The organism is Streptomyces sp. NPDC048295, assembly GCF_040652135.1.
GTDB lineage: Bacteria > Actinomycetota > Actinomycetes > Streptomycetales > Streptomycetaceae > Streptomyces.
Map to the genome: position 1 here is coordinate 385,290 of NZ_JBEZLL010000002.1, position 24,134 is coordinate 409,423.

At 69.1% G+C, this 24,134-nt stretch carries 24 protein-coding genes and 3 pseudogenes; 17 read left to right on the top strand and 10 right to left on the bottom strand.

Features of this window, described 5'->3' with window-relative positions:
• The first annotated feature begins 63 nt into the window (after nucleotides 1-63).
• The 3 genes from AB0D53_RS04040 (at nucleotide 64) to AB0D53_RS04050 (ending at nucleotide 2,141) form a co-directional block, all read left to right on the top strand.
• On the top strand, nucleotides 64-444 hold the full coding sequence (locus AB0D53_RS04040) for a DUF6221 family protein (RefSeq protein ID WP_362439716.1): 381 nt from the start codon (nucleotides 64-66) through the stop codon (nucleotides 442-444).
• A 424-nt stretch (nucleotides 445-868) separates the two neighbouring features.
• Nucleotides 869-1,300: an Rrf2 family transcriptional regulator gene (locus tag AB0D53_RS04045; protein ID WP_362439720.1), complete on the top strand. Its 432-nt coding sequence runs from the start codon at nucleotides 869-871 to the stop codon at nucleotides 1,298-1,300.
• Between the two features lie 94 nt (nucleotides 1,301-1,394).
• Complete coding sequence (locus AB0D53_RS04050) at nucleotides 1,395-2,141, top strand: glucose 1-dehydrogenase (protein ID WP_362439723.1); 747 nt, start codon at nucleotides 1,395-1,397, stop codon at nucleotides 2,139-2,141.
• A 177-nt stretch (nucleotides 2,142-2,318) separates the two neighbouring features.
• Here the strand turns inward: AB0D53_RS04050 and AB0D53_RS04055 are convergent, their stop codons facing one another.
• Together AB0D53_RS04055 and AB0D53_RS04060 are read right to left on the bottom strand one after the other, a co-directional pair.
• Nucleotides 2,319-4,220 (bottom strand): SMI1/KNR4 family protein, encoded by a 1,902-nt coding sequence (locus AB0D53_RS04055; RefSeq protein WP_362439726.1) that lies wholly within the window; start codon nucleotides 4,218-4,220, stop codon nucleotides 2,319-2,321.
• A gap of 497 nt (nucleotides 4,221-4,717) precedes the next feature.
• Nucleotides 4,718-5,026, bottom strand: coding sequence for a hypothetical protein (locus AB0D53_RS04060; RefSeq protein ID WP_362439729.1), 309 nt, complete (start codon nucleotides 5,024-5,026; stop codon nucleotides 4,718-4,720).
• A gap of 1,317 nt (nucleotides 5,027-6,343) precedes the next feature.
• Between AB0D53_RS04060 and AB0D53_RS04065 the strand changes: the two are divergent.
• The 3 genes and pseudogenes from AB0D53_RS04065 to AB0D53_RS04075 form a co-directional block, all read left to right on the top strand.
• Nucleotides 6,344-6,529 (top strand): annotated as a pseudogene (locus tag AB0D53_RS04065) (MarR family transcriptional regulator); the annotation flags it as partial.
• Nucleotides 6,526-6,819: a replication initiation protein, RepL2 gene (locus AB0D53_RS04070; RefSeq protein WP_362439732.1), complete on the top strand. Its 294-nt coding sequence runs from the start codon at nucleotides 6,526-6,528 to the stop codon at nucleotides 6,817-6,819. The pseudogene AB0D53_RS04065 and the gene AB0D53_RS04070, both read left to right, overlap by 4 nt.
• A gap of 243 nt (nucleotides 6,820-7,062) precedes the next feature.
• The gene (locus tag AB0D53_RS04075) at nucleotides 7,063-7,239 is read left to right on the top strand and encodes a hypothetical protein (protein WP_362439735.1); all 177 of its coding nucleotides are present in this window, start codon (nucleotides 7,063-7,065) and stop codon (nucleotides 7,237-7,239) included.
• Here AB0D53_RS04075 and AB0D53_RS04080 read toward each other — a convergent pair whose 3' ends face one another.
• A complete protein-coding gene (locus tag AB0D53_RS04080; protein ID WP_362439738.1) occupies nucleotides 7,240-7,527 on the bottom strand; it encodes a transposase in 288 nt (95 codons plus the stop codon).
• Nucleotides 7,528-7,667: 140 nt separating this feature from the next.
• Here AB0D53_RS04080 and AB0D53_RS04085 point away from each other — a divergent pair, with 140 nt between their 5' ends.
• The 3 genes from AB0D53_RS04085 to AB0D53_RS04095 are packed head-to-tail and all read left to right on the top strand — an operon-like array spanning nucleotide 7,668 to nucleotide 8,768.
• Nucleotides 7,668-8,114 carry an SRPBCC domain-containing protein gene (locus tag AB0D53_RS04085; protein ID WP_362439741.1) on the top strand — a complete coding sequence of 149 codons (447 nt, stop codon included), beginning with the start codon at nucleotides 7,668-7,670 and terminating at the stop codon, nucleotides 8,112-8,114.
• A complete protein-coding gene (locus AB0D53_RS04090) occupies nucleotides 8,111-8,470 on the top strand; it encodes a metalloregulator ArsR/SmtB family transcription factor (RefSeq protein WP_362439744.1) in 360 nt (119 codons plus the stop codon). The genes AB0D53_RS04085 and AB0D53_RS04090 overlap by 4 nt, the downstream gene beginning before the upstream one ends.
• A complete protein-coding gene (locus AB0D53_RS04095; protein WP_362439747.1) occupies nucleotides 8,364-8,768 on the top strand; it encodes a transposase in 405 nt (134 codons plus the stop codon). The genes AB0D53_RS04090 and AB0D53_RS04095 overlap by 107 nt, the downstream gene beginning before the upstream one ends.
• Before the next feature lie 107 nt (nucleotides 8,769-8,875).
• Here the strand turns inward: AB0D53_RS04095 and AB0D53_RS04100 are convergent, their stop codons facing one another.
• Nucleotides 8,876-9,310, bottom strand: coding sequence for a hypothetical protein (locus AB0D53_RS04100; RefSeq protein WP_362439751.1), 435 nt, complete (start codon nucleotides 9,308-9,310; stop codon nucleotides 8,876-8,878).
• A gap of 241 nt (nucleotides 9,311-9,551) precedes the next feature.
• Here AB0D53_RS04100 and AB0D53_RS04105 point away from each other — a divergent pair, with 241 nt between their 5' ends.
• The 4 genes and pseudogenes from AB0D53_RS04105 to AB0D53_RS04120 all read left to right on the top strand — a co-directional run.
• Nucleotides 9,552-10,304 carry a FadR/GntR family transcriptional regulator gene (locus AB0D53_RS04105; RefSeq protein WP_362439754.1) on the top strand — a complete coding sequence of 251 codons (753 nt, stop codon included), beginning with the start codon at nucleotides 9,552-9,554 and terminating at the stop codon, nucleotides 10,302-10,304.
• The gene (locus AB0D53_RS04110) at nucleotides 10,304-11,530 is read left to right on the top strand and encodes an MFS transporter (protein ID WP_362439757.1); all 1,227 of its coding nucleotides are present in this window, start codon (nucleotides 10,304-10,306) and stop codon (nucleotides 11,528-11,530) included. The genes AB0D53_RS04105 and AB0D53_RS04110 overlap by 1 nt, the downstream gene beginning before the upstream one ends.
• 5 nt (nucleotides 11,531-11,535) lie before the next feature.
• Complete coding sequence (locus AB0D53_RS04115) at nucleotides 11,536-12,645, top strand: hypothetical protein (protein ID WP_362439760.1); 1,110 nt, start codon at nucleotides 11,536-11,538, stop codon at nucleotides 12,643-12,645.
• A gap of 59 nt (nucleotides 12,646-12,704) precedes the next feature.
• A pseudogene (locus AB0D53_RS04120) lies at nucleotides 12,705-12,920 on the top strand (recombinase family protein); the annotation flags it as partial.
• Between the two features lie 21 nt (nucleotides 12,921-12,941).
• Here AB0D53_RS04120 and AB0D53_RS04125 read toward each other — a convergent pair.
• Together AB0D53_RS04125 and AB0D53_RS04130 are read right to left on the bottom strand one after the other, a co-directional pair.
• Nucleotides 12,942-13,169: pseudogene (locus AB0D53_RS04125) on the bottom strand (IS5/IS1182 family transposase); the annotation flags it as partial.
• Between the two features lie 67 nt (nucleotides 13,170-13,236).
• Entirely contained in the window at nucleotides 13,237-15,174 is a 1,938-nt protein-coding gene (locus AB0D53_RS04130; protein WP_362439762.1) for an AfsR/SARP family transcriptional regulator, read from the bottom strand.
• A gap of 112 nt (nucleotides 15,175-15,286) precedes the next feature.
• Here AB0D53_RS04130 and AB0D53_RS04135 point away from each other — a divergent pair, with 112 nt between their 5' ends.
• Both AB0D53_RS04135 and AB0D53_RS04140 read left to right on the top strand, forming a co-directional pair.
• The gene (locus AB0D53_RS04135; RefSeq protein WP_362439764.1) at nucleotides 15,287-16,165 is read left to right on the top strand and encodes an alpha/beta hydrolase; all 879 of its coding nucleotides are present in this window, start codon (nucleotides 15,287-15,289) and stop codon (nucleotides 16,163-16,165) included.
• Between the two features lie 321 nt (nucleotides 16,166-16,486).
• The gene (locus AB0D53_RS04140) at nucleotides 16,487-17,803 is read left to right on the top strand and encodes an SUKH-4 family immunity protein (protein WP_362439766.1); all 1,317 of its coding nucleotides are present in this window, start codon (nucleotides 16,487-16,489) and stop codon (nucleotides 17,801-17,803) included.
• Between the two features lie 63 nt (nucleotides 17,804-17,866).
• Here AB0D53_RS04140 and AB0D53_RS04145 read toward each other — a convergent pair whose 3' ends face one another.
• Nucleotides 17,867-18,544 carry an IS5 family transposase gene (locus AB0D53_RS04145; RefSeq protein WP_362439769.1) on the bottom strand — a complete coding sequence of 226 codons (678 nt, stop codon included), beginning with the start codon at nucleotides 18,542-18,544 and terminating at the stop codon, nucleotides 17,867-17,869.
• A 52-nt stretch (nucleotides 18,545-18,596) separates the two neighbouring features.
• Nucleotides 18,597-19,124: a sugar O-acetyltransferase gene (locus tag AB0D53_RS04150; RefSeq protein ID WP_362439980.1), complete on the bottom strand. Its 528-nt coding sequence runs from the start codon at nucleotides 19,122-19,124 to the stop codon at nucleotides 18,597-18,599.
• Between the two features lie 114 nt (nucleotides 19,125-19,238).
• Between AB0D53_RS04150 and AB0D53_RS04155 the strand changes: the two genes are divergently transcribed.
• A complete protein-coding gene (locus AB0D53_RS04155) occupies nucleotides 19,239-20,168 on the top strand; it encodes a LysR family transcriptional regulator (RefSeq protein WP_362439772.1) in 930 nt (309 codons plus the stop codon).
• A gap of 179 nt (nucleotides 20,169-20,347) precedes the next feature.
• Here the strand turns inward: AB0D53_RS04155 and AB0D53_RS04160 are convergent, their stop codons facing one another.
• Nucleotides 20,348-20,884 carry a DUF4240 domain-containing protein gene (locus tag AB0D53_RS04160; protein ID WP_362439775.1) on the bottom strand — a complete coding sequence of 179 codons (537 nt, stop codon included), beginning with the start codon at nucleotides 20,882-20,884 and terminating at the stop codon, nucleotides 20,348-20,350.
• A 267-nt stretch (nucleotides 20,885-21,151) separates the two neighbouring features.
• On the opposite strand from AB0D53_RS04160, the gene AB0D53_RS04165 reads away from it, so the two are divergent.
• Nucleotides 21,152-21,964 (top strand): hypothetical protein, encoded by an 813-nt coding sequence (locus AB0D53_RS04165; RefSeq protein WP_362439778.1) that lies wholly within the window; start codon nucleotides 21,152-21,154, stop codon nucleotides 21,962-21,964.
• Between the two features lie 207 nt (nucleotides 21,965-22,171).
• Here the strand turns inward: AB0D53_RS04165 and AB0D53_RS04170 are convergent, their stop codons facing one another.
• The gene (locus AB0D53_RS04170) at nucleotides 22,172-23,620 is read right to left on the bottom strand and encodes an amidase (protein ID WP_362439781.1); all 1,449 of its coding nucleotides are present in this window, start codon (nucleotides 23,618-23,620) and stop codon (nucleotides 22,172-22,174) included.
• Nucleotides 23,621-24,134: the final 514 nt, after the last annotated feature.

Consider the following 24,134-nt stretch of genomic DNA (forward strand, 5'->3'; position numbering starts at 1 on the left):
CGGGTCCTGCCCACAGCATGGAAATCAGGCGACCGGGCCTGGCGCATCATCCAGGATGACCCCATGAGCCAAGACCTTGTGACGTTCCTCCACACACGGCTGGATGAGGAGGCCGACCTGGCCCGACGCTGCGACGGTGACGGCTGCGGGGAGTGGACCGCTCACGGGCACACGGTCGACTTCTGTCAAGTAGAACTCTCCGGCTTCCATCCCACGACCGCCCTGCACGTCGCGCTGCACGACCCGGCTCGCGTCCTGCGGGACGTTGAAGCCAAGCGACGCATGCTCGCCCGCCATGTACTCAGTCCTGCCACGGGCGACCCTGAACTACCGTGGGACAACCGCGATGACTGCCAGTACGACGGCGAGACCTGGCCATGCGATGACCTGCTCGACCTCGCGTCACCTTACGGCGATCATCCTGACTACCCCCGACGCCCCTGAGACGGAGATCGTTTTGCGGGACAGCCCTTAGCCCGCTGCCAGCCCCTCGACGGCACCCCGGCCATTCCGGCACAGCGAAAGGCCCGCCGCGAGTACAAGAACCGCGTCAACATCCTCGTGGCCGACATCCAGTGCTGAAGCGGCCGTCCAGGACCGCAGTTCCGAACATCACGCAGGGCTACACGCCACCTGGTCAACACCGCACCCCGACCGTCACGCAGCGCTACATGTCCGGTCGCCGTAGCTATACGAGAACAGGGCCCAGACGACCGGAGCGACACGGCCGACCGGCGGTGACTGAGACCGCCGGGTCCGTCGCGCTCACTCCCCGAACGGGCCTCTGTCCGGTCAACCGGCCCACTGCACTCGCCGGAGACGGTCATAACTGTTACTGTTACAACACGGACGGGAGGTAATGCACGACATGGGAGCCAACAGCAGGCTGACCGTCGCCGCGCACGCCCTGACCTGGATCGGGCTGTATCAGCGGCGCGGCCATGAGGTCGCGACCTCCGAGCAGATCGCGACGAGCGTCAACACCAACCCCGTGGTGATCCGCCGCCTGCTGGCCCAGCTGCGCAAGGCCGGCCTGGCCGACTCGCGAAGAGGTGCCGGCGCCGGCTGGACACTGTCGCGGGACCTGTCGACGATCACCCTGCTCGACGTCTACGAAGCGGTGGAGCCAGGACGGATCTTCGCCCTGCACCCCGCCGCACCCGACCCGGGGTGCGTTGTGGGCCACGGCATAGCGCCGGTCCTGGACGCCGCCTACGACGGCGTCGAGACCGCCCTGCGTACAGAACTGGCAAGAACCACGCTGGAGGATGTGCTGCGCGACGTACTGAAAGCCGCCTGACTTCGACCGTGGGCCCCCTCTGGGTCGCGACAACAGGGCGCTTCTCGCCTATAAATGTAACCACGACAGTTACATCAAGTGTTCGGAGAATGCCATGGGACAGCTGGACAACAAGACCGCCCTCGTGACCGGAGCCTCCACGGGCATCGGCCTGGCCATCGCCCGCCGGTTCGCCTCCGAGGGAGCCACCGTCTACCTCACCGGCCGCCGCAAGACCGAGCTCGAGAACGCCGTCGAACAGATCGGTGAACGGGCCATCGGCATCCGGAGCGACGCATCGAAACTCGACGACCTCGACCGACTCTTCGCCGAGATCACCGAGCGCAGCGGCCGTCTCGACATCGTCGTGGCCAACGCCGGCGTCGGCGACTTCGGCCCGCTCGGCACGATCACCGAGGAGGAGTACGACCGCACCACCTCCATCAATCTCAAGGGCACGGTCTTCACCATCCAAAAGGCACTTCCCCTGCTGTCGGCCGGTGCCTCGGTCATCCTGCTCTCCTCCAGCGCGGCCCTGCGCGGTGTCCCGGGCCTGGGCGTCTACGCCGCCACCAAGGCCGCCATCCGCAGCCTCGCCCGCACCTGGGCCGCCGAACTCGCCGATCGCGGCATCCGGGTCAACGCCCTCACTCCCGGCCCCGTCACAACCCCCGGCGCCGACGAACTGAGGGCCGCACTCCCGCGAGACGGCCAGGCCGCCGAGCCCGCCGCACCGACCCCACTCGGCCGACCCGGCCGTCCCGACGAGGTTGCCGCCACCGCCCTCTACCTGGCAGGAGACCAGAGTTCCTTCACCACCGGCGCGGAACTGTTCGTCGACGGCGGCGCCACCCAGCTCTAATCGCACCAATCGCCCTCGGAGCAATCCCGCACGGAGGGCGATTCGATGCCACCTACTGCGTGCTCGACATACTCTGCGGCTTCGAGCGCCCGCAGACGGTCGGACAAGTCATGGCCTGTCGAATCCGCAAGGTACGTCTACGCAACGCCGACGTGTGCCGTGAAGCCGTACTCTTCGTCAGCGCGCGGCATCCCAGTTCAGGCTGATCACGGCGTACGACTCCCCGTTTCCCGGCGGCCGTGTCCATGAGCGGGTGGTGAAGGTGTGCAGCCGTCCGTTCGTGATCGCGTGGCACGGCAGTTGGACACCGAACTCGCCGGTCAAGGCCTCCAGCAGCAGCCGTTCTCCGTCCTCGTCCCGGGAGCCGAAGAACCGGTCCGGGTCCAGTGCCCGTGGTATCTCCCCGGTCCGGCGGATCTGTCCGTCCGCGTACGTGAAGGCGTACTGCTCGGCACCGTCCTGCGCCACGGAGAGGTGGAAGAACGGTTCCCCGCGCCGGTTCCTCAGTCCGCTCCACACGACCACCGCGCGGGTGCCCGCGCTGGCGGCCGCGGCTGGGGAGACGAAGCGCTGCGCGTCGAAATGCGCAGGGTCGCTGTCGAAGGCGAAGCTCCAACGGGTCCCGGCCCGGCCGACTGCCACGAGTGCTCTGTCGTCGAAGGACGAGAACTCCCTCTGTCCGCGGAGCGATCGGTGGCGCGCTTCGGCGAAAGTCATGGCAACGTCCAGCGCCGTCTCGTCCCCGTCCGCGAGGCGTCCGGGCAGGTCCTCCGGCTCCACACCTTCGGCCAGGACGAACCGGTAGGACGTGAGGTGGTCGCGGTGCTCCGGGTCCGCGAGCCACGCCAGGTCGTCCGGATCGAGGCCGGCCGTCCGGCTGGGTGCCTCACCCGTCTGTCCGCCCCTGGGGGTGGACAGCAGCTCGCGGCCCCGTTCCGGGGTCAGCAAGGGGCCGAGCAGAGGGTCGGCCACCCACCCCAGCGGGGCCAGGTGGTCAGGTCCCAGCGGCTGCCATACCGGCAGGGCGTCCATCAGCGTCCGCCATGCCCCGTCGGTGTTGCCCCACCGCGCCAGCTCCCGTGCCCGCTCGACCGCTGCCCCGAACGGTCCGGCCGCCGTGTACCGGTACGTGCCGTTGCGTACCTGCTCCAGCGTCGCGTAGGCCAGCGACACCACGTCGTCACCGGCTCCCCGCAGGTGGAACATCAGCGTGGAGTCGTCTCTGTACGAGTGCGCCGCGTGTTCGGCGACCAGCGCCGGCAGCAGATCGGGCGCGTACTGCGAGTCGGTCACCACGTCCTCGAAATACACCATGTAGGTCCGTCCGAGCAGGCGGCGTATCTGGTCGCCCAGCCCGACGGCCCGCGGTCTGCCGTACTCCTTCGCCTCGTCCAACGCATGCCCGGCCCGTTCCCAGTCGCCGCGCAGCGCCTGCAGCCGGGCCTGCTCGACCAGGGCGTCCAACTCTCGCGTCGTGCCGTTGGCGAACTCCGGCTTTCCGTCGGCCGGGCGCGCCCGCAGGCTGTGGAACTCCTGGTACATGCTCCGCATGAACTCGACGAAGCTCGCGTACCGCTCGGGTGGCGCGGCCCGCCAGCTCGCCCACGTGTACACGGCCCACTCGCCGTCCTCGCCCATGTCCTCCGGATCCAGGACGACGTAGGTGGCGTCGGACTCGATGTCGAGCTGAAGCCCGCGCCGCCAGACGTCCGCCTCCCGCCGCTCGTCGGGTCCGGCGTCATCGTCCATGTACTCCTCGAACATGTCCGCCAGCCCGGACTCGTTGTTGTGCCAACGCGCGTCCGTGGTCCCCGCCAGCAGACTGATGAAACCGCCGGCATGCTGCCACCCGTCGCTGACCTTGAGGAATTCCCGGTACGACGGAGGCATTCGTCGGCCGAGGCGCTTCTCCATGGCTGCGACCCGCTCCTCGGAGGCGCGCGGGAACCCCAACCACCGCACCCGCCGGGCGGTTTCGTCCCCCTCGCTCTGCGTCTCGTCATCGGGCAGGGAATCCGACCACTCCCCGCTCCATCTGAGCAGGAACGGCCGCCAGTCGAAAGATGTCGTAGTCGTCATGCGGCCCGATGCTGCCATCCGCCGCTGACACTGCTGCGTGACGCCTGGCGGCATTGGGCGGCTACTGACACCTCTCGTGGCCAACGTGATGACGTTCTCGTGGCCAACGACAACGGGGACCATCCCCGCGGGCGCGGGGAGCAGTCTTCCTGGCCTGCTGTTCTTCCCTCAGCTGAGACGCTTTTGAAGCAGTTTCAGTGAATTCGACATCAAGCCCAAAACCGACCTCTCTCGCCGAGATGTCACCACCGCCGACGGAGCCCAGTACCCTTCGACTCCACCGCCCCCAAGGGGAGCCACGAGCCACTGCCGCCCACGGCGCCGCCTCTTGGGAACGCATCCTTGGCTCCACGTCACTTCCCCTTCTCGGACGCGGGCCGTCGAGCCCGAGCCGTCGGTCACCGTCACGAACGAGACGTTCTTCGGTCATGGCTGGCAGCCCCCACATCAACCAACGATCGGATGATCCACCGGCAATGGTCCGGTGCCGTTGCGCGTCAGGACAACTCGAAGCCACTCTGGATGACGCCGTACTCCGCAGGTGTCTCCCAGCAGGTGTAACGGCGTCCGGGAAGATCTGCGAGACCAATCCCTAGCTCTTGTGCCAGCCCGGCAGCAACGGTCTTGCCTGTCCGCAAGAGGTCATCGGCGGCCTGATAGCAGGCCAGGGCTCCACGCAGCCCGACGATTACATACTCCACCCGCTTTCCCGAGCCAGCCATCGATCCATCGCCATGCTGCTCATGCTGGACGCTCAAAGGCTGCCCACAGAGCCCACAGTCCGAGTCGTTGCGCGATGCATCCACGGCCGCATCGTATGTTTCGAACCGCCGCAGCCATCAGTCACCGTCGCCTGAGAGCGCGCGGGATCTCTGGCGCTGATCCAAACGAAACTGCCGAGTGGACCTGATTCATACGGGCCAGGGCCGCGGCGTCAACCGCCTGTGCCTTCGTGGCTTTCTCGCGGACGGCCGAGCCGGCGACTCTTTCCTTGCGAGCTGTTCTTGCCCGGTGGCACGGGCCGTGCGGACGAGCGGGTCTCGCTCGGTGCGGGCGGAGGAGTAGGTGACAGGGCCCAGGTGATGCCTTCCGAAGGCTGCATCAGGGGAATGCGACGAGGCCCTTCCCTGGTGGAGGGAAGGGCCTCGTGGGTGAGCGCTGGGCAGGCCTTGCACCTGCATTTCCCCGCGGGAAGCGGGGCGTCTTTCCTTGGACCACCAACGCAGTGAAAGTCACCGCGAGTTGCGGCGAACTTTCAAGATCGACTATAGCGCATGTGTTCCTGATGAGGCACGGCGCCGGCGGGGAACGGCGGTGCAGGGGCTGTGCCCGACCGCTGCATGGCCGCCCCTTCCTCGATCCGCCGCTGCCGTCGATGAGCTGCGGATAGCTCGGACAGATGAGTGCCGTGGTGCCGACCGAGGCAGGAGACGGGAGCCCGGGCAATCATCGCGCTCAGTCAGGCCTTCCCGGCCAGGCGCCCGCGCCCCAAGGTCGACGCTTTCCTCGTCCGTCGCCGACAAACGGGGAAGCCACCACGCTTGGCGGGGCCCGGCAGCCGTCTGCCTTGTGAAGCCACCCGAGTGTATGGCGCCCTCCGGGCCTCCATGCGTCCGGACCTCGGGGCTCAAGATCTCCTTGACCCTGAGCAGTACCAGGCGCCGAAAGCCGCTTTCCACGCCCATGGGTCGGTGCGCCCTCGGCCCTGGAGGGCCTCCGGTGCACCGACGGGGTCCGCGGGCACTCGGGCGACTGCGGGCCGGTAGGGGGAGTGACGGACAGAGTGGCCGAGGCCGGTGGGGCTGAGCGAGGCATACGTGGCCGCTGCTCCGTCGGCTGCGGCTGCGTTGGGGCGTGCTTTCGTCGGCTGAGGCTGGGGGATACGGGCAAGGGTTTTCACCGACGGGAGCAAGCGGGCGCGGGCTGAAGGCCCTGTCGGAAGTACTGAGCCTTGTCCTGCACGGCCGCTTTTTTTTAAAGGCCGAGTGTGGTGTGGAGCTGTCGGGTCGACAGCCTGTCCTTCCTGTTAAGGAGAGCGCAGCCCTCAAAGGCTTCTTGACCTGCGAAAACATGTGCTTGCAACCGGTTCTGACGATCTGGCAGCCAGTTCTCAGCATCGTGAGAAACTCCTCAAACGACGCATCCTGATCGAGCGTGGACGCATCGGCAACTACAGGCTGTACCGCATCAGTCCGTACATCGCCTTCCACGGACCCGGGATCTAGCAGCGGGAAGCGATCAAGACGTGCAGCCCGCCGGACATCCCCGACTTCGACAGCACCATCCCTTCGCTCTGGGAGGCCCGGTGAACAACGACGACAAGCAGGAGCTCCTGGACGTCCTCCACCGCACCGCGGGCATGACCGCCAACCAGCGCCTGGTCGTCATGCTCTACGCGATGCACCCCACCGACCGTGCCGGTGCCGTCATCGAGACCGGCGCCAACCTCGCCAAGCTCGTCGGCATGTCTCCGACCGTCTTCTCCCGGACCCGGCGCCAGGTCATCGAGGCCGGCCGGCTCGCGCACATCAGCAACTACCGGCTCAGCGCGAAAAGCGCGGGCGAGGACGTCGTCGTCCCTCTGCGCCGCGCAACCTGAACGGCTTCGAGGGGCAGGGCTCATGTACGTGAGGTCAATGAGTGCCGATGCCAGGACCGGTACTCACTGACCTCACGTACATGACGGTCGAGTACGGAAGCTCAACGCCGCTCGGCCCATGTCCTTGCCTGGCTGAGGTGTTCGTACAGAACACTCGCGCAGCCGGGGCGGCCGGGCGGGTGCGCGAGGCCCGGCGCATGTTCGGGCTGTCGAGGCGCGGCTCGCTTCGTGGTGATGACGTGCATGTCGCCGGCGAGTTCGACCAGTTGCCGAGGGATCCTCAAGGGCGACAGTGAACCCTCCTTCGAGCGCTGGCTCGCCGAGAGACTGGAGGGTCTCGCACCCGGCATCCGCTCGGAGGCCGAGCGCTGGACCCGCGCCCTGCGCGACGGCTGCCCCCGCAGCGTCCCGCGCGCGTGATCAGTCGCCCCAAGTCCCGTCTGGCTCTGGGGGGAAGGTGCAGCATCGCCCGCTCCAGGTCATCACGGGCGTCTTCCGCCTCTGTCCTGGGCGAATAGGCCTCGGAGGCGTTTGGATAAGCCAGTTGCCGTACCTCTCCGGGAGGTGGACCCACTGGGTCCCGGTCCGGAACTTGACGGCGATCGCATCGCTCACCTCCCGGTGATCGCGCCACCGGCCTCCCTGCTTCGGCGTCCGATCCGGAAGCAAAGGCTCAATCCTCGCCCGCTGCCCATCGGTCAACGACACGCTCCCGGCAACGAGCAGGCGATCCGAACGAAGCGGCCTGATCGACGGACCGGATCGAGGTGCAACTCTTGGGTTGCACTCGATCGGGCATTGTGCAACTCTGTAGTTGCATCAAATGCCGACCATAAAAGGAGCCCCTCATGAGCCAAGACCGGATCGAACGCGAAACCCTGATCGAGGCGTCCCTGGAGCGGGTCTGGTCGTTGGTGGCCGAGCCCGGTTTCTGGGTGGCCGACAAGGCGAGCCTGCCCGGCACCGTGGCCAGGGAAGGCGAGAAGTTGCTGGCGAAGAACCCGGAGTACGGCGACTTCCCGGTGCGCGTGGAGAAGGTCGAGCCGCCGACCTACCTGGCCTACCGCTGGGCCAGCGCGTTCCCCGGAGAAGAACTGCGCGAGGACAACAGCACCCTCGTGGAGTTCACGCTGACAGCGGAAGACGGCAAGACACGGCTGCGCGTGGTCGAGAGCGGGTTCGCGGCGCTGGCCGGGTCCGAGGAACTGCGCGGCCAGGCGGTCAGGGACAACAGCGTCGGCTGGCCCCAGGAACTCGACGCACTCAAGACGCGCGCCGAACAGCCCTCCGCGTGACCGACGAACCCCGCAGCGCCGTCGAAGCGGTCGACACCGTTCTCACGGCTCTGGCCGACCCGACGCGGCGCCGGCTGCTCGAACTGCTTGCCGCCAAGGGCGAGGCCACCGCGACGACGCTCGCCGAACATCTTCCCGTCTCGCGTCAGGCCGTGGTCAAACACCTTGCGGTCCTGGACGCCGCCGGGCTGGTGAGCGGCGGCCGCATCGGGCGCGAGGTGCGCTATACGGTGCGGCCCGCGGCGCTCGATGCGACGGCGCAATGGATGGCCTCGCTCGCCGCCGACTGGGACCGGCGGCTGGCACACATCAAGCAGGTCGCCGAGGCGGCGGAGCGGGATTCGCAAGCCGATTAGGCCGTTTCGTTCGGATCACCTGCTCGTTGCCGGGAGCGTGTCGTTGACCGATGGGCAGCGGGCGAGGATTGAGCCTTTGCTTCCGGATCGGACGCCGAAGCAGGGAGGCCGGTGGCGCGATCACCGGGAGGTGAGCGATGCGATCGCCGTCAAGTTCCGGACCGGGACCCAGTGGGTCCGCCTCCCGGAGAGGTACGGCAACTGGCGTGGCGTCTACAACCGGCTGCGGATGCGGGCCTCGGGCGGCACCTGGGAGCGGGTGTTCACCGCGCTGACGCCGAGGCGACCAACCGTTTGAAGCAGTGGCTCGGCCTCGCCACCCGCTACGAAAAGACCGCCATCCTCTACCTCGCCGGACTTCAGCTCGCAGGCATCTTCATCTGGTCCGCCCGTTGACCGAGGGAGTCAGTCAGCATCTCTGGTGTTCAGTCCGGGGCCTTCCGTTGCGAGGGCCCCGGTGAGATAGCGCATGTGCTCAGGGGCGCAGGCGATCACGAAGCCGGCGCTCCCGTCGTGGCACTCGGCAATGTGCCAGAAGGGGCGGATGATCCGAGAGTCCGATCGAGTCCTCCTGCGGATCTGGCGTATCTCGATATGTTCGGTCGGCAGAGCGCTTCGCGCGAGCGTCTTCAGCTCCGTGGGCGATACGTGCAGAGCAGTCCTGGAGGCTGCGAGGAAGGCTATGGCCGGTCTGCAGTACGGGCGGTTCCCGAGGATGCACGCCTCGAAGAGGACCTCACCGCCCTCAGTGAAGGTGCGAGCCTGAGCCCTCGCTCGCCGTCTCCCGCTGGAATCGGGGACCAAGAAGCCCCCCACCACGTCGATCAGGAACGCGATCACCTGGGCACCCACTCCTGGTTCGCGGTGCACATCTCAGCACGCTGCTTGCTGAACGAAGAGGCACATGGTCCTCGTGCAGCGGAGCCGTCAGCCCGCATCTGATCCAAAGGATCGCGCCGGCCAGGTGTTCAGTCCAGAGGCGACCTGCAATGCCGTCAGCCTCACCTGGTGATCCGAACGAAGCGGCCTAGCCGATTCGGCTGTCCGTGTGTTCTTATGCAGATGTTCAGATGTCCAACATTTGGAGGTCTTCATGGATGCTTTGCGGCAGCCGCGCCGAGCTTCGACTCTTGCCGCGCAGGTCGCCGACCAGCTGCGGGAGCAGCTGGCCACGGGGAAATGGCCGGTAGGCACCCGGATCCCGGGAGAGTTGGAGCTTGCCGGCCTGCTCCAGGTCAGCCGGAATACAGTCCGTGAGGCGCTGCGGGCCCTGGTGCATCTGGGTCTGCTGGAGTCGCGGGTCGGCGACGGCACCTATGTCCGGGTGGCCAACGAGTTGGAAGCCGTCCTGCTGCGACGGACGGCCACGACGCGGCCGATCGATGTTCTGGAGTTGCGGGCGGTGCTGGAGGAGCATGCCGCCGGGCTGGCCGCCGAACGGCGCTCCCAGGCAGACATTGAGCGGCTGCGCGAGGTGCTTGCGGCGGTGCAGGAGAGCAACCGCTCCGGGTCCATGACGCAGGTCGCCGCCGCCGACGGCGCTTTCCATCAGGCAGTGGTACAGGCCGGTGGCAACGAACTGCTCGGGGAGTTGTACGACTACCTGGGCAGTGCTTTGTCGTCCTTGCTGACCGCGCTGCCCTGGGACGACGACGTCGCTGCCGAGCACGACCATTGGCACGGTGCGCTCGTCGACGCAGTCACCGCAGGCGACGCGGTTGCCGCCCGCTACGCGGCATCGATGCTGGTCCGGGTGACCAGCCGGCTGGCCGACGAAGCGGGCCAGGACGCGGTCGTCGAACACGACGACGCGGTGGACCGGGGCCGGTCCTGATGCGTGAGGTGCCCGGTGCCGTACGTGGCGGCCAGTTGTCCGCGCTGCTGCTGGTGGGCGTGCTGCTGGTGGCCGCGAACCTTCGCGCCGCGCTGACCGGGGTCGGTCCGCTGCTTCCGGACATCGGCAGATCGACCGGCCTGTCCGGAACCTGGACCGGACTGCTCAGCACCCTGCCACTGCTCACGTTCGCCGCCACCTCCCCGCTGGTCGGCCGCACCACACACCGCTACGGTGCCCCGCGCACCCTGGGCCTCTCTCTGGCCGTCCTGGCGGTCGGGCTGCTGCTGCGGTCCCTTCCCGGCACGTTCTTCCTGTTCGCGGGCACTGTGGTGGTCGCCGCCGCGATCGCCTACGGCAACGTGCTGCTGCCGTCCGTGGTCAAGAGCACCGTGCCGGAGGACCGGATCGGCCAGGTGACCGGCCTGTACGTCACCGCCATGGGTTTCATGGCCGCCGTGGCGTCAGGAGTGTCCGTGCCGCTGGCCGACCATCTGCCCGGGGGCTGGCGCGCAGCGCTGGGCTGCTGGGCCGTCCTCGCGGTGCTGGCCTACGCAGTGTGGGCTCCGCAGTACCGCCGCACCGGCCCCGCGACGCCCACGCATGGGGGACGACAGCGCATTCCCTGGCGTTCCCCCCTTGCCTGGCAGGTCAGCCTGTTCATGGGGCTGCAGTCCCTCGGCTTCTACAGCACTATCACCTGGCTGCCCAGCATCGTGCACGATCAGGGAGTGGGCGAGGCCGCCGCCGGGTGGCAGCTGTTTCTCTTCCAGATCGTCGGCCTCGTCTCCAGCAGCACCTTGCCTGTCCTGACCCGCCGGTGGAAAGACCAGCGGATCCTGGCCGCGGCCGCCTCGGCGATCGGCGCTCTGGGTTTCGCACTGCTGGCGGTGGCCCCCCAGCTGGCGGTCGTCTCCAGTGTGCTCATCGGCTTCGGCGGCGGAGCGTGCCTGGTCCTGGCCCTGGCCTTCCAGGGCCAGCGGGCGGCCGATGCCTCGCAGGCGGCCGCGCTCGCCTCCATGGCCCAGAGCGTCGGCTACCTGGTGGCAGCTTTGGGGCCGTTGCTTCTGGGCGCGCTGCACGACCTCACCGGCGGCTGGGCGCTTCCGCTGACCGTGCTGGTCGCCCTCACCCTCACCCAGGCCGTCGTCGGCGCCGGCGCCGGCCGGGACCTCCTTCTGAAGACCACCTCAAGCAGTTCTGCACCCGTACGGATCGGAGACTGACGACCATGACCGTAACCGCCCCCTTCAGTTACCTGGACACGCCGACAGCGGCACCCCTGTCGATCGCCGAGCTGATGCCCGGCGCCTACAACCTGCTGGAGTACGCCGCCGTCGCGGCAGGGGAACAGGTATTGATACTTGCCGAGCACAGTACCGACCCGGTGGTCATCCAGGCCATCGCGGCAGCGGCCGCCTACCGCAACGCCGACGTCCACGTGCTGTCCACCGCACCGTTCAGCGCCGGCGGTTGGGACCGCGCGACGCCCTCCCCGCTCCTGCCCGCCGCCCATGGCGCTGCCGATGTCGTGATCTCACTGACCTGGTGGGGAGAGGTGCACACACCGCACCTGTTCTTCGACGAGATCGCCAAGCGCCGAGCCCGGTTCGTCTCGCTGCACCAAACGGCGACCGCCGCGGCCCTGTCCACCGGTGCCCGGTTCCCCCTCGATCTGTACTTTGCGCTGGAGGCCAGGGCAACGGCCCAGCTCGCCGCTGCCGAAGAAATCCGGGTGACCACCGCACTCGGCACCGACGTGACCTTCCGTAACTTCGCCACCGCCGGACACCACGCCCCCCTGACCCCCGGCATGTGGCGCCCCTTCCCCTACGGCGGTGTCAATTTCTACCCCGACCAGACCGACGGCGTCGTCGTCATCGAGGAATCCACCGTCACCGGCGTCCCCGCCGAACGGACCACGATCGAGCTGGCCAACAACCGCGTCACCGCCATCGAGGGCGGCGCAGCCGCCGCACTGCGGCGCTACGCACCGAACGGCTACTACATGCGTCACGCGCTCATCGGGCTCAACCCCAAGGTGCGGTCCGCAGGAGGAACCCAGTTCGAGCGTGAGAAGCACGCCGGAGCCTTCTACTTCGGCCTCGACGGCCTCACCCCGGAGGGAACGGCCGACCGCAAAGGCCCCGGGCACGCCCACTGCGACTGCCAGTTCGACACGCCGACCATCACCCTCGACGGCAAGCCCTTCATCGAGGACGGCCACCTGCTGCTCCTCGACGACCCCGAAATCCAAGAGCTGGCCCGAAAGTTCGGCCCTGCCGACATCCTTCTGGACCCCAACGACCGCCTCGTGCTGCCGCCCCGCTACAGCCGCTGACCGCAGCGGCCGGTAGGTCTCAGGACCGTGCCCGGCACACCCGGACCGCTTGGCCGGGTGTGCCGGATCGGCAGGACGATCTCGCCCACGCCCGCGTCAGTACGACCGCTCAGGACCTCGACCGGCAGATCGGCGCGCTTCGCGAAGCCGGCATCGCCGAGGAACACATCCACGTCGAGACGCGCACCGGCGCGAGCGTGGACGGCGAGGGCCTGACCGTACTACTCGGCTTCGCGCGGCCAGGCGACCGGATCAACGTGCTCGCCCTGGACCGGCTCGGCCGGAAAGAGGTCGTTTCACTCGGTGAGGCGGCGGTGGCAGATGAGGGTTGCGGCTATGCCGACGAAGGCGAGGAAGTGCTCGGGTTTGCGTTCGTGGCGGCGGTGCAGGCGTCGGCAGCCGGCGGGCCAGGACACCGTCCGTTCGACGACCCAGCGGTGGCGGCCGAGGCGGGTTGAGGACTCGGTGCCCTTGCGGGCGATGCGGTGGCGGATGCCGCTTTTGCGGAGCCGTCGGCGCAGGTGGCCGGAGTCGACTGGGCGGGACCGTGGGAGCGCGGTGACGGGCTCAGGTCTCACTGATTGCCGCGGCTCACCCCGCTGCGGCGCATGCCTCCGCCTCCGCCAGATATCGCGCCACCGGGCCCAGGGTCAGCATTCCGCCGGCGGCGCCGGCGTGTTCTGCCCCGGCATCGCGCAGGGCAGCCTCGGCGTGTGCGGCGATTCCGCGCTCGCCGAGGCGTACGGCGGCGCGGGCGGTCAGGCACCACATGGCCTCCTGCATGTGGTCATGCGGTGGTTCGGGCACCGCGGCGAGGGCGGCACGGGCCTCCTCGTCCCGGTCCTGGGCGAGCAGCACGAGGGGGCGCGCCCAAGGCCGGTACGGACCCCAGTCGAGGTGAGGGTCGGTGGGCGCGGGCCGGTCGTGCAGCAGGCGCAGCCCCAGGAGGGCGAGCGGGAACAGGCCGCGGTGCAGCCCCGGCATTCCAGCCGTCCGGAGGGCCTCCTCGGCAGCGCGGTAGTGCGCTGCGGCCGTGGCGGCGGTCGGTCCGCCGGGTTCGGTGCTGCGGGCGGCCGTGGCCCGGGCCCTGAACCACCCGGTGAGGACGGGGACAAGGGGAGCCTCGGTGGTGGCGGCGAGCTGTTCGGCAGCCTCGGCGTGCAAGGCTGCGGCGTCGAGGTCTCCGAGGGCCGAGGCGGACTGCAGGCGGACGAGCCGGCCGAGTACGGCGAAATTCGGCAGCTCGTGCCGGGTACCCAGGTCGAGGATCTCGGCGCCGATCCCGTCTCGTACCGCCGCGAGCCCGGGGCGGCTGAAGGACTGCAGGAACACCCCGTTGAGGGCGAAGGCCAGCAGGGCCGGATCGGCCAGGCCCCGTGCCAGCGCCTCGGCCTGCAGAGCCGCCTGCTGCGCGCGCCTCAGCTCGGTCTCTGACAGATCGGCGCTGCGGCTCTCGACGGCGATCGTGGCCAGGAGGCGGGCGGACAGGTCGGCTGGGCCGTCGGTGCCGAGCGCGGTGAGCGTGCGCTCGGAAGCCGCGACGACGGCGCGGGACTGCTCGGGGTCGTCGGCCCGGCTCCAGATGGCGGGCACGTCGTAGGCGCCGATGATCCGGGCGGTCAGGGAGAGGTCTCCCGTGCGTTCCGCCACCAGGATGGCGGCGAGGCGGTCGCGCCGCGAGTGGACGAGGGCGTCGCCACCCGCCAGTGCGAGGGTGCGGGCCAGATCCACGGTGGTGCGCGGGCCGAGCGGGGCACCAGGGCCGGTCCACGCGGTACGTACGCCTTCGAGATGCGCGGATCCATTGAGGATGTCCATCTCCAGGCGCCGAAGGTCGGCACCGGGGTCCAGTCCCAGTTGATCGACGAGCATCGTGCGGGCGCGGCGGAGGGTGGCCAGGGCGTCGGCCTGGCGGCCCGCGCGGTGCAGCGCGCGGGCCAGCAGCCCCCAGGCCGGCTCGCGCCACGGGTGTTCGGTGACGTGAGCACCCAGTTCGGCGACGAGACCGGCCCCTTCTCCGGAGTCGAGGAGGATGCGGGCGCGCAGTTCCACCCCCTCCAACCGCAGTTCCTCCAGCCGGGCCCGCTCGCGCTGCGCCCATGGGGAGCCGGGCACATCGGCGTAGGCGGGTCCGCGCCAGGCCGCGAGTACCGCGCCGAGGTCGGTCACCGCGTCGGGGTTGCGCCGGGCGCGGGCCAGGGTGTCCTGGAACCGATGGACGTCCACGTCCTCCCGCGGCAGGCGCAGCGTGTATCCGGGACCTTCGGTGACGACCACGCGCGGCGGATTGCGGGGCGGCCGGTCGGGCTCGAGGGCGCGGCGCAGCGCGGCGACGAACGTACGCAGAGCGCCCACGGAGCGGGCCGGTGGATCGGTCCACAGGTCGTCGACAAGGGTGTCGGTGGTGACCATCCGTCCCTCGGCGGCGACGAGCCGGGCGAGTACCTCACGGTGGCGGGGGCCGCCCAGGTCAACCGCGCTGCCGTCGTCGCGGAGGGCCCGCACGGCACCGAGCACGTCGATGCGCATGCCCCCATCCTCCCTGCCAGAGGTCGGCTGCGCCCAACCGTACTGATCGGCTGCTGATCGCCGTCGCCCAAGCTGATCCCGATCAGTGCCCCACCCGAAAGGACGACCCTTCATGACGCTCACCGTTCCCGGCTTCGATCATGTCCGCCTGCCCGGTGCGGACGGTGTGGAGCTGGCTGCCGCTGTCGGCGGCAGCGGCAGCCCGGTCGTGCTGCTGCACGGTTTTCCCCAGACCCACCTGATGTGGCGCCATGTCGCCGAGCGGCTCGCCGACGAGCACACGGTGATCTGTCCTGATCTGCGGGGCTATGGCGCCAGCGACAAGCCGGCGGCCACCGACTCCGGCGTGTACGCCAAGCGCACCATGGCCGCCGACGTCGTGACCCTGGCGGCGGCGCTCGGCCACGAGCGCTTCGCCCTCGTCGGCCACGACCGGGGCGCCCTGGTCGCCTTCCGGGCGGGGCTTGACCACCCTGAGACCATCACGCACCTGGGCATCCTCGACATCGTGCCGACGCTCGACATGTGGAACGTTCTGCACGGCGCCTCGGCGGCGGTCGGCTACCACCTCTTCCTGATGGCGCAGCCGCCGGGCCTGCCGGAGGCGATGATCGCAGGCAGTGCGGACGCGTTCTTCGGCTCGTTCCTCGATGCCTGGGCCAACGACCCGACCGCCATGCCGGAGGAGGTACGTGCCGAATATCTGCGGGCGAGCGCCGCGGCGGTGACATCGGTCGTCGCGGACTACCGGGCCTCGGCAGGCATCGACGTCATGCACGACCAAGCGGACCTGGACGCCGGGTCGCAGCTGGCCATGCCCGTGACGGTCGTCCAGCAGGACTGGGGCGCGCAGCTGGGCTACGACGCTGCCGGGGTGTGGAAGGCGTGGGCACCGGACCTGGACCACCGGCTGACCCGCGCGGGACACTTCATGGCCGAGGAAGCACCTGACGAGATCACCGCGGTGATACAGGACCTGCTGGCCCGCTGAGCCTCCTGTTCCCGACTCGTCGACGGGTCACAGCCGGTCGCCGAGCTCTCGGTGTTCGAAGACCGGCATTCGCTTCTCGCGCCGGACACCGTGAGTTCGCCCAGGTGATCAAGGGCAGCGGCATCGCCCTGCGGGCTCCCCGGCAGCGGCTGACCAGGGCCGGGGCCCGCAAGCTCATCACCGCCCTGGTCGGCCTCGACCAGCTGGCTCGATGGCGCGGGCGTGGTCGCCGAGGTGAGAGGGAGGAGGCGGCCTGCTGCGGAAGCAGGAGGGGGTACGGGTGTTCGTCGCGTTGTCAGTGGTGAGTGGCATGCTGACTGCATGAACGAGGATCTCGACGATGTTCTGGCCGACCCCGCACGGCTGTTGACCGCGGACCGCGCTGCGGTGCGTGACCACCTCGCTGCCGAGGACGGTGCGCAGGATGTGGGGCGGGAGGGGCCGGAGGTCTTCCTCCAGGCCGAGGCGATCTTCGGCAGCGACGACGTGACGCGGGCTGAGTACGCCTCCTGGCTGCACTTCGCCTCCAAGGCGACCGGTCACGAGGAGTACGCCGAGGGGATAGCGAAGGCCGAGCCGGGCATGCCGTGGCGGACGGTGTGGGCTTGGTGGCGACCCGCCAACTGGTTCGTGACCCACCCGAGCCTGAACGGCGACTACTTCCAGGTCCACCAGCGTCTGCACGAGGGTCGGCTGCTCATCGAGGTGGCGGACTGGCGCGGCCGTCTCTGGCTCGACGCGGAGACGGGCAACAGGGTGAGGCTCCAGGTCGAGGACACGCTGCCGGAAGTGCCCTTGTCCCGGGAGGCGCTCGACGCACCCGAGCTGAACGAATGGAACCTCACCGCGCCGGAGAGCTGGCAGGGCGCGGTCGCGATCGCCGCCGAGGGCGGCAGAGCCCGCTATCTCCTTCAGGAGTCCTCGGGCATAGCGGTGATCGAGACGGATGCGGAGGTGCTGCGGGACTGGCCGCGTGGCGAGGGCATCGACTGCTGCTCGGCCGAGGAGGCGCTGCCCGAGACCGAACCGGAGGTACGGCGGCCGACGGGCCCGCTCACCGCGGACCGGGTCGACGACGCCTTCGGTGAGCAGTATGTGCTGCGCATACCCGGGAACGACCTCCCCGAGGGGCTCGAACACCCGGGCAGCAGGCGCTACTTGAGGGACATCGGCCTGCCCACGCTGTGGTTGTGTCACGGTGCCAGGTACGAGGCCCGGCAGCCCGAGGCTATGCGGCCTCCGACCGACGCCGAGCTGCCGAAGGAGGGCCTGCCCGACGGGGTGACCGCAGCGGACCTGATCTCCTTCGGCACGGTCGAGTACGGCGAGCTGTATCTGCACCGCCACGACGGGTCCGTGCACATCTGGAGCCGCCTTGACGGCCCGACTCACAAGACACTGGTGCCGCTCGCCCCGGACCTCGATGTCTTCACACGCGTCCTTGAGGCTGTCTATCGCTACAGCAACGCCTGCTGGCACCCCTACCCGGTGGAGGGGGACCAGGATGCGGTGGCGGAGGTGTTCATGGGCGAGATCGACGAGTTGTCGCCCGGCCTGTTCGACCGCGAGACAACCTGCGGCGAGGTGTGGAGCTGGCTCTACGCAGGCATCACCGAGCTGGGGGTGGACGGCTTCTAGTACTTCGGCGGACGTCCGCCTGCTGAACCGCGGTGGCGACGATGCTCCTGCTGGTCACGCCGTTCAGGGACGACCCGCGGTGATCCTGCGGGCCTTGAGCGTCGCTCGGATCGCGCGGGAGGAGTAGGCCTTGTCTCCGAGCAGCATGGTCGGGTTCGTGCGCGGGCGGCCTGCTCCGCTCCTGGGGACTCGCAGGCCGCCCGACAGCAATGGCAGGGACTGGCCGTCGTGTGCCTGCCCGGGTGTCACGACGACGGCCAGCGGTCGGCCCTGTCCGTCCACGGCATGGCGGATCTTCGTGGTCAGCCCGCCGCGGGAACGGCCGATTGTGTGCCCGGCGGGCTTTCGGTGGTCGTCGAGGCCCTGTCCTGGGGCTGCGGGACCGGCACTTCTCGGGGCGGCTGGTGTTGGTGGCGTGCCGGTGGACCCGGGGATGGGGGAGTCCACCGCCAACCGCCAGTCGATCAGCCCGTCGTCGTCCGCGCGGGCGAGCAGGACGCCGAGCACGCGGTCCCAGGTCCCGTCGGCGGCCCAGCGGCGGTGGCGGGCCCACAAGGTCCTCCAGGATCCGAACCCGGCTGGTAGGTCTTGCCGAGAAATACCGGTGCGGTACTGGTAGACGATCGCCTCCACAATGCGGCGGTGATCGGCCCACGGCCTGCCGCGACGACCGGTACTGGAGGGCAGCAGAGGCCGGATGCGGTCCCACTGCCGGTCGGTCAGCCGGGCGTGACGAGGCATCAGGTTCAGACCGCAGAGGTGCTGCGCACCCGGGCCGGCAGCCCGGCCGGGCTCAGTCGATCGTCTTGATCACCCGGGCGGGCACTCCCGCGACCACGGTTCCGGCAGGAACATCACGAGTGACCACCGCACCGGCAGCGACCACCGCACCGGCACCGATGGTCACCCCCTGCGTGATCACGGCAGCCGTCCCGATCCAGACGTCGTCCTCAATGACGATCGGGGCGAAGGAGAGGTACTCGCGGCGCTCGGCCAAGGGCAGTGGATGGCCTCCGGTGATGAGGCTGACCTTCGGGGCGATCATGACGCCGCTGCCGATACGGATGCCCCCCTTGTCCATGAACGTGCATCCCTGGTTGACGAAGACGTTCTCCCCGAACGTCGTGTTCAGCCCGTGCTCGGTGAAGAACGGCGGGTAGATCGTCACCGACTCCGGCAGCGGGCCACCAAAAACAACAGAAAGTAGTTCCGCGCGACCTTCGCTGTCGCTGAACGGAAGCACGTTCAGCCGAGACGTCGCATCGGTCACCTCCACGATCCGCTCCACATGACGCGCGAACTCGGGCTTCTGGACATACATGATCTGATCCGTGCGAGTAGACATGCGCTGATCCCACCACTCTGAAGAACCCACGATCAAACAACCTCGAGACCAACCAGCCACAACCAACCATTGTGAAACTAGGGTGGGAGCGTGGATGTTGAAGCGATGCGGACGTTCGTGGCCGTCGCCGGGACCGGCCAGTTCCAGGCAGCAGCGGACGAGCTCGGGATCAGCCAGCAGGCGGTCTCCAAGCGGATCGCGACCCTGGAGAAGCACCTCGAGGTCACGCTCCTGGTGCGAACCTCACGAGGCTCCCGGCTGAGCCTGGACGGGCAGGTTTTCCTGCCGCACGCCAAGAAGGTCCTGACTGCCGTCGAGCAGGCCGAGCAGGCCGTGCGCCCCGGCAGCCGGCCCTTGCGCGTCGATGTCCTCAACCGGCGCATCGCTCCGGCCCAGGCCGTCTACCGGTTCTACCGCTCCCACCCCGAGATGAGCCTGGACACGGTCACACTGAGCAACGAGAACGCCGCCCAGGCCGCCCAGGCGGTGCTCGAAGGAACCGTCGACGCGTCCTTCCGTGCCCTGCCGGTGGACCAGGTCCCATCCGGGATCAGCGCCGAACGACTCCTGGACGGACGCCTGGAGCTCCTGGTCGGCCCCGGCCACTCGTTGGCGGACGCGCCCTGGGTCAGGCCTGCGGGCCTGGCCGGCCACCGCATCTGGATCCCCGGGATCAGGCCCGGCACGGAGTGGGCGGCGTTCTACCAGGCGCTGTCCGAGGCCTTCGGGCTGAGCATCGACGCGCTCGGCCCCAACTTCGGTGACGAGGCCCTGATGGACGTGCTGGCCGACTCGGCCTCGCTGGCGACCCTCGTCGGCAGCGGGGATCGGTACGTGTGGCCCCAGACCCACGACCTGCGGCGCATCCCGTTGCGCGAACCGACCCCGGTGTACACGCACGTGCTGCTGTCCCGCACCGGAGACCAGCACCCCGTGCTGACCGCGCTGCGCGACCATCTGCGCACCTCGAGACTGCGCACCCCGGACGACGTGTGGGCACCGGACTGGATGGACCGCTGACCAGACGACCGATTTGACGGACGCGCCTGAGTACGGCCTCGGGACTGGTAGGCCCGCACGTTGAGGTGTCGCGTATTCGTCGGCCGAGACGTGTTCATGGCCTGACGGAGTGACGGCAGTGATGTTCGGGAGCCTCGTCCACCGCTGTTTGACCTCGTCCTGTGGCTGCGATCTTCCGCTTACTTCAGATAGAGGGCCGCCAAGTGGGGCAGTCGGCGAGTCATTTCGTCGTGGTCATCGAAATCGAAGTTCCAGGCGGGGTCCAGCTCTAGGTAGCGGATGGTGGGTGAGCTCGCGGGGAGCTGATCACCAGTCGCCGAGGTGTGTGCGTTCCGGGCGATGCCCAGCATGTCCTCCCCCTCCAGATCGACGCCGTCGGCTGCGGAGGCTTGAACGACGGGCAGTTCTACCAGCGCATCGGGGTCAGCGACCACGCGCTCGAAGACTTCACGGCCCTGAGCGATCAGCCAGCCTCGGAAGTAGTCGAAGCCGTCGTCAGAGCACCCACCGTTGGCGATGTAAGCAGCGGCCCACAGGGGATTGGTGTAGGAGTCAACCATCAGGTCCCACAGCACCTGCTCAGCGGCGACGATCTCCTCGACCGGCCGGGCGGCCAGCAGCGAGGCCGCCGTGCGAGCGACCGTTTCGCCGTCATCCGGGTTGGACGCCTGATTGCGGGCTGCCTCAATGAGTTGCCAGAACTGCTGCTTGTTCATGGAGGCAGAGCCTGCCACCTGGTACTGACATCGGGCCGGTCGCGGTGGCTCATCAGAGCAGCCACGTGCCTTCTGTCAGTGTGTGTGGTCGCCGGCTGCATATCGGCTCCAGGTTCCTCCGGCTTCGGTGACCAGGCGGGTGCCGGTCCTGGCGGTCTTGTCGTGGTAGCCGAGTGCCCTCGCGATGACGGGTGCCGGGGCTTGGAGGACGTGCCGGCGGATCGCGGAGGTCCCGCCTCGTTGCGGCGGGACGCCGATCTTTCGGAGGTGGACTCGGAGGCCGACCGGGTTCATGGGCCGGGCACGGCCAGGGCCGGGGTGCCGATCGTGGAGGCGCCGGCCGAGCTGCCGAAGGCGCAGGCCAGGCGCAAGCCCGGCCCGGAGCGCATCGACGCCAGGTTGCTGACGGACGGGACGTGGCGGCGCCTGATGCGGGGCAACCCGATGCCGGCCGTAAACGGCCTGATCGACAAGCACGCCTGGACGTTCTGCGTGCTGGAGTCGCCGCACACCGGGCTCAAGCGCCGGGACGTCTTCGCCCGGGGCGCGGACGTGTGGGAAGCCCCGCGGGCTCGGCTGCTGCCGGGCCCGGCGTGGGCGGCCAGCCGCCCGAAGGCGCCGGCCGCGCTGGAACTGCCGGGCGGCGCCGGCGAGCACCTGGCCGAGCTGGAGACGCTGCCGGACGAGACCCACCGGTACGTGACCGAGGGGCTGCCGGGCAACGGCCCGGAGCTGCTGCTGGAAGTTCACGGCAAGACCGGAGGAACCGGGGGCTGCAGACTGACAGGGTCGGCGGTCAAGAGGTACCGCGCCGTCCCGCACCCGGCACGGCCGGCCTGGCCCGACGCCCTGTACTTCACCCACAGCGCGGTCCTGCCCGCAATGCGGCTCTTGTCGCTGGACGAACGTCGCCACGGGGCGACCGCCCGGCCGGTGGTGGTGCCCGGGACCGTGGTGGTGGTGGACCCGGAGCCACGCCCATACGGCAACGTCGGCCTTCAAGACCACAACCAGGTCTTGAAGGCCGACGTCACGCGTGGGACCGAATTGACCAACAGCGTCCCGGGGGGCCCGGTGTGAGGGGCAGCAGCCCAGGTTGTCCTGTCGCAACCGCAGACTGCGCCCTCCCTGTCGACGGGCCTGGCGGCAGCCCCGCGATCCGCGACGGGGGTTGACCCCGGCCTGCCCGCAGGCACCCTCGGCCAGGGAAGCGCTCCGTACACGACGAGAACGCGGCAGCCAGGTCGCCCGCCGCTATGCCACAGGCTGGCAGCCCGGTGGCGGCACTCAGAATCCCGGCGGCCGGCGGAACCCGCCGATCACCTCCGCGAGGCGCCGCACGAACTGGACCGCGGTGCGGTCGTGCAGATAGGGCGCGATCACCTGGATGCCGACCGGAAGCCCGTCCCGGGTCATCCCGACAGGCGCCACTGCCGAGGGCAGATGGTTGACCGCCGACGGCGCCATCCACGTGAGCATGTCGCGATAGGGCCGGTCGGCACCGTCGACCCGCAGTGTTCGGACCGACCAGCTGGGATCGGGCTGCTGGTCGTGGGGGAAGGCGGCTGTAGGGCTCACCGGGCAGAGGAGCACGTCGACATCGCGGAAGAACTCCGACCAGCGGCGGCGGGAGTACTGCCGACGTTCGTCGAGCGCGTGCCAGTCACGGAAGCGGAGCGTCAGGTCCGACGCGAACCCGCCCGCGGCCCCTTCCGCCGCGGCAAGCTCCACGAGGCCGGCATACGACTCGTCCGACTCGACCAGCCCGCTCTGCGCCATCAGCAACGGCTGATAAAGGGCCATCGTCTCGTCGAGCCCGACCGGCCCCTTGCCCTCGACCACGGCGGCGCCATCGGCCCGCACCGCCTCCACCGCCGCCTGCATGATCGCGACCAGCTCGCTGTCGACGGGGCAGAACGGGTCGTCAAGCCATGCCGCGACCCGGAACTCCCGCAGAGTGCCCGGCCTCGCGGCGGGCAGCTCCAGGCGCCATGCCGGGGCGCGCTCGTGGTCTGCTCCCGCGAGGACGTCAAGACCCAGGTCGAGGTCGTCGGCGTGCCTGCCGAGCGGGCCGAGCACCGCCATGTCGAAATCCGCGAGCGTCCCAGGAGCATGTCCCGAGACGCTCCCGTACCTCGGCACTATGCCGAACGACGTGCGCAGCCCGTAAACGCCGCAGAAGTGGGAAGGCACCCGGATCGAGCCTGCCGTGTCACCGCCGAGCTCCAGGCCGGTCAGCCCGGCGGCGACTGCCGCAGCGGACCCGCCAGACGAACCGCCAGGTCCGCGGGTCGGGTCCCACGGATTGTTCGTGGTCCCGTAAACCTCGTTGTAGGTTTGCCAGTCTCGGGCGTCGGTCGGCAGGTTGGACTTGCCGAACACGATCGCTCCCGCGTTCTTGAGCCGCGCGACCGACTCGGCGTCGCTCGTCGAGACATGCTCTCCCCAGCGGGCCGAACCCCCGGTGGTCCGCATGCCCGCAACCTCAAGGCTGTCCTTGATCGTCACGGGGACGCCATGCAGGCGGCCGAGCGGCTCGCCACAGGAGACCGCGCGGTCGGCCGCCAGCGCCGCTGCTCTCGCCCCCTCCTCGTCCCGGGCGACAATGGCGTTCACCTGCGGACCGAGCCGATCCACCCGGGCGAGGTAGTGGTCGAGCAACTCGACGCTCGACACCTCCTTCGCCGCGACGGCGGCAGCGAGCTGACCTGCGGAGAAAAACGCTAGATCGGTCATGCACTCTCCAGGAAAGGCTAGACCCGCGGCGATCACATCGCTGTGGTCGACGCAAAATCCCAGCTCAGGGCGGGTCTAAGTCGACCTTAGCGGACGTGGGAGACCATGTCGGGGTGTGGCCTTCCTCACTTTGAGCAGCAGCTTTGTCCGGCACTCTGGGCAGCAACCGGAGGTCGACGGGCTTCGGAATGTTCACGAGAAATGGTTCTGGCTCAGCTTCTGTCTGCGTCGTGAGGCGGTGTTGGTTCGAGCAAAGCTGAAAGACCGTACGCCGCAAAGCGCTGTGATCCGTGTGCGGATGCAAGACCCGCGCCGCCGTTCTGTCGCAGCGGAGCGGCAGAAGCCGGGGCAGCCGGGCCCGGTGAGACGACCGGGTTTGGATGGAGAGCAGGCCCGGCAACGACGGGACGCACCGGTACTACCGGACGATGTGGGTCCGGCAAGCGAGACGGGAAGGCGGACGCGAGGAACCAGCGGTGTAGAGCCTTCAAGACCTCCGCCGGCTCAAACCCGG

Bases quoted from the DNA above. Each gene is read 5' to 3' on its own strand.
- AB0D53_RS04145 (WP_362439769.1), bottom strand. From the start codon at position 18,544: ATGCCTCGTCACGCCCGGCTGACCGACCGGCAGTGGGACCGCATCCGG.
- AB0D53_RS04045 (WP_362439720.1), top strand. From the start codon at position 869: ATGGGAGCCAACAGCAGGCTGACCGTCGCCGCGCACGCCCTGACCTGG.
- AB0D53_RS04135 (WP_362439764.1), top strand. From the start codon at position 15,287: ATGACGCTCACCGTTCCCGGCTTCGATCATGTCCGCCTGCCCGGTGCG.
- AB0D53_RS04095 (WP_362439747.1), top strand. From the start codon at position 8,364: ATGCGACGGCGCAATGGATGGCCTCGCTCGCCGCCGACTGGGACCGGC.
- AB0D53_RS04085 (WP_362439741.1), top strand. From the start codon at position 7,668: ATGAGCCAAGACCGGATCGAACGCGAAACCCTGATCGAGGCGTCCCTG.
- AB0D53_RS04170 (WP_362439781.1), bottom strand. From the start codon at position 23,620: ATGACCGATCTAGCGTTTTTCTCCGCAGGTCAGCTCGCTGCCGCCGTC.
- AB0D53_RS04140 (WP_362439766.1), top strand. From the start codon at position 16,487: ATGAACGAGGATCTCGACGATGTTCTGGCCGACCCCGCACGGCTGTTG.
- AB0D53_RS04055 (WP_362439726.1), bottom strand. From the start codon at position 4,220: ATGACGACTACGACATCTTTCGACTGGCGGCCGTTCCTGCTCAGATGG.
- AB0D53_RS04150 (WP_362439980.1), bottom strand. From the start codon at position 19,124: ATGTATGTCCAGAAGCCCGAGTTCGCGCGTCATGTGGAGCGGATCGTG.
- AB0D53_RS04075 (WP_362439735.1), top strand. From the start codon at position 7,063: ATGTCGCCGGCGAGTTCGACCAGTTGCCGAGGGATCCTCAAGGGCGAC.
- AB0D53_RS04110 (WP_362439757.1), top strand. From the start codon at position 10,304: ATGCGTGAGGTGCCCGGTGCCGTACGTGGCGGCCAGTTGTCCGCGCTG.
- AB0D53_RS04115 (WP_362439760.1), top strand. From the start codon at position 11,536: ATGACCGTAACCGCCCCCTTCAGTTACCTGGACACGCCGACAGCGGCA.
- AB0D53_RS04050 (WP_362439723.1), top strand. From the start codon at position 1,395: ATGGGACAGCTGGACAACAAGACCGCCCTCGTGACCGGAGCCTCCACG.
- AB0D53_RS04130 (WP_362439762.1), bottom strand. From the start codon at position 15,174: ATGCGCATCGACGTGCTCGGTGCCGTGCGGGCCCTCCGCGACGACGGC.
- AB0D53_RS04160 (WP_362439775.1), bottom strand. From the start codon at position 20,884: ATGAACAAGCAGCAGTTCTGGCAACTCATTGAGGCAGCCCGCAATCAG.
- AB0D53_RS04040 (WP_362439716.1), top strand. From the start codon at position 64: ATGAGCCAAGACCTTGTGACGTTCCTCCACACACGGCTGGATGAGGAG.